Origin of the sequence: Leptolyngbya cf. ectocarpi LEGE 11479 (assembly GCF_015207065.1) — a bacterium.
GTDB classification, from domain to species: domain Bacteria; phylum Cyanobacteriota; class Cyanobacteriia; order Phormidesmidales; family Phormidesmidaceae; genus Leptothoe; species Leptothoe ectocarpi.
The window spans coordinates 1-3,163 of record NZ_JADEXP010000507.1 but is presented as its reverse complement, the minus strand read 5'-3'; the positions used below and the strand labels follow the sequence as shown (position 1 = coordinate 3,163).

The window sequence follows — 3,163 nt, the reverse complement described above, 5'->3', positions numbered from 1 at the left end:
CAACAAGTCTCTCTAACAGAGGTTCTTAATAACGAGGTTAACCCCGATTGGTTTAGAAATAAGGTGGTTTTGATCGGGACAGTTGCGCCTAGTGTCAATGACATCTTTCTTACGCCTTTAAATAACCAAACTCAATCTGCAGTCAAAACACCTGGGGTGCTCATACATGCCCACGCTGTCAGTCAAATTCTTGCGGTTGTGCAAGAGGACAATGCTCTGATTTGGTGGTGGCCCCAGTGGCAGGAAATGCTATGGATTGGGACCTGGTGTCTGATTGGGGGGTATCTAGCCTGGCATATTCAGCAGTTTGTGTGGTTAACGCTGAGCAGTGCGATCGCACTGCTGATTCTAGTTGGCACTGGCTGGATAATGTTTTTCTACAGCGGTTGGATTCCAATTGTGCCAGCTATTTTAGGCTTTGCTTTAGTGGTGAGCAGCACCATTGCCTATCAAGTGTTCTATCGCACCTTTTACGATCCGCTCACCAGCCTACCTAATCGAGTCTCTAGCCTTAGGCGCCTACAATCTCATCTGAATCAGCGGCAGTTCCTTAGTTCCACGGTGGCCCTGTTACTCATCGATTTAGATCGCTTCAAATCAATTAATGAAAGTTTAGGCGTAGATGTGGCCGATCGGCTGTTGCAAATTATTGCTCAGCGCCTAGTTCAGCATATGCCCAGAGCCTCAGTAGCCAGGGTTGGAGGAGATCAGTTTGCCATTATTCTGCCATCAGTTAGCCATAGTCGAGACGTGATTGCTATCACCGATCGTCTACGCAAACATCTGATGACCCCAATTCAGATCAGATGTCAGCAAGTCAGTACTACCGTTAGTATCGGCATTGCCCTCCATCAGAAGGGACAGGGCTACCGAGCCCATGAGCTGTTGCAAGATGCCCACCGTGCCCTGGGAAAGGCTAAAAACCTAGGACGGGATCGTTATGAAGTCTTTAACGAAGCCATGCGGACCCATTCGGTCTCCCAGTTTCAGCTAGAAATGGAGCTTCGCCACGCTGGAGACAATCAGCAGTTCCAGCTGTACTATCAGCCGATTATAGCGTTAACCTCAGGTAAAATAGCCGGGTTTGAAGCCCTAATTCGCTGGCAGCATCCGGCGCGGGGAACAGTACCCCCCAATGACTTTATCGGCATTGCTGAAGATACCGGCATGATTTTAACCATGGGGGATTGGATCCTTGATGAAGCCTGTCACCAAATTCACCAATGGCAGCAGCTATTTCCCCAAGCCCAGCCCCTATTTATTGGCGTAAATCTCTCCAGCAAACAATTCATACAACAGGATCTAGCGACAACAATTACAAGTATTATTCAGCGACATCAAATTGCCCCCCACAACCTCAAACTAGAACTGACTGAAAGTGTGGCCATGGAAAACGTAGAATCAGCTATTCAACAGCTGCTACGACTTAAGAGCAAGGGATTACATATTAGCCTGGATGATTTTGGCACAGGCTATTCTTCCCTAAGTTATCTCCATCGACTTCCCATTGACTCCCTCAAAATTGACAAGTCATTTGTTGAGCGTATGGAATTCGTCAGTGAAAATGAGAATATTGTTGGCACCATCGTCACCCTAGGCCATCGTCTTAAATTGGACATCATTGCTGAAGGTGTAGAAACGTTAGCTCAAGCCCGCCTATTAAAACATCTGCGGTGCCAATACGCCCAGGGTTATTTCTTTGCCAAACCATTACCTAGAGCACAAGCAGCCGAGCTTCTGGTGCAAAATAAAAGCTGGCCCTTTCAAGAGGAGTCGCGCTGAACGATAACGGCTAAGACTCCCAAATTATAGCCACACCGTCTATTCTCTCGAAAGAGAATTTTAGCTATCCCTGGCCTTGTTTAAGTTGATCCAATTTAGTTATAAACTAATTGAGCTAAGTTACCTGAACAGTCTATATAGGGGTTCTCATCACGCTACTCTCCGATTTTTTATTTACTCTACACAGGTTCATCAGCGGCATAGCGCCTGTTTACTGTTGTCGTGAGCCTATTGATTAGACAGGTAACTGCTTGTAGGTAGGTTGTATCGAGTCAATACGCTCATGAAATCTCTTGGCCGCCATATTTTAGTCGAATTCCACGGTTGCTCTTCAGAAATTCTCAACGATGTACCCCGCATAGAGTCCAGTATGGTAGGCGCCGCCAAGGAATCTGGCGCTACTATTATTAGCTCTGTCTTTCATCATTTTTCCCCTTTTGGGGTGTCAGGCGTAGTGGTGATCCAAGAAAGTCATTTGGCTATTCACACGTGGCCGGAATACCGCTATGCAGCTGTAGATTTGTTCACCTGCGGTGATTCTGTTAATCCATGGACGTCCTATAAGCTACTTAAGCAAGCATTTCAAGCAGAGCATGGGTCGGCTGTTGAAATTAACCGTGGACAGCTGGATCTTCTAGAAAAAGCCAGTATGGAGCTAGGGGAGCTGCGAGATGACGCCGCTCAACAGTTAGTGGTCCCTAAGTATAGCCGCAGCGTCTGGTTTACTGACCGCAATGAAAACATGGCCCTATCGATTCGCCATAAGGGAGATTGTTTATTTCGAGAAAAGTCTCCTTATCAAACGGTTGAGGTGTTTGATACCTTTGAGTATGGCAAGCTGCTGGCCGTCGATAAGATGGTCATGTGCAGTGAAAAAGATGAAAAAGCCTACCATGAGATGATTGTCCATGTCCCGATGGTGATGCAGCCTGAGGTGAAGGATATTCTTGTGATTGGAGGGGGCGATGGCGGTAGCATTCGAGAGATTTTGCGCCATGATCAGGTTCAAAATGTGACGATGGTGGAAATTGACGAGGCCGTTGTCAGGGCGTCTAAAGAATTTTTACCCAGTTTATCTTCGGCATTTGATCATCTCAAACTTAAGCTAATCATTGATGACGGTATTCAGTATGTAAAGCAATCTCCAGACAATAGCTTTGATATGATTGTTGTTGATTCCTCTGATCCGGTAGGGCCAGCAGAGGGGCTGTTCTCAAAAGAGTTTTATCAGGATGTATATCGCTGTCTAAGGCCGGGGGGAGTAATGACGGCCCAGAGCGAGTCGCCCCACTTTAATCAAAAAGCCTTTGTGGAGTTAAATCACTGTCTAAAAAACATTTTTAATCCCGATAGCGTCTTTTGTTATCTAGCGTGTATCCCC

2 protein-coding genes are annotated in these 3,163 nt (G+C 46.4%); both read left to right on the top strand.

All coding sequences use genetic code 11. From position 1 onward, the window contains the following. Positions 1-1,782 (top strand): EAL domain-containing protein (locus IQ260_RS29120; RefSeq protein ID WP_193996559.1); only part of this gene is annotated, 1,782 nt, incomplete at its 5' end. Between the two features lie 283 nt (positions 1,783-2,065). Next, the coding region (gene speE, locus IQ260_RS29115) for a polyamine aminopropyltransferase (RefSeq protein ID WP_193996558.1) at positions 2,066-3,163 on the top strand (1,098 nt) is incomplete at its 3' end.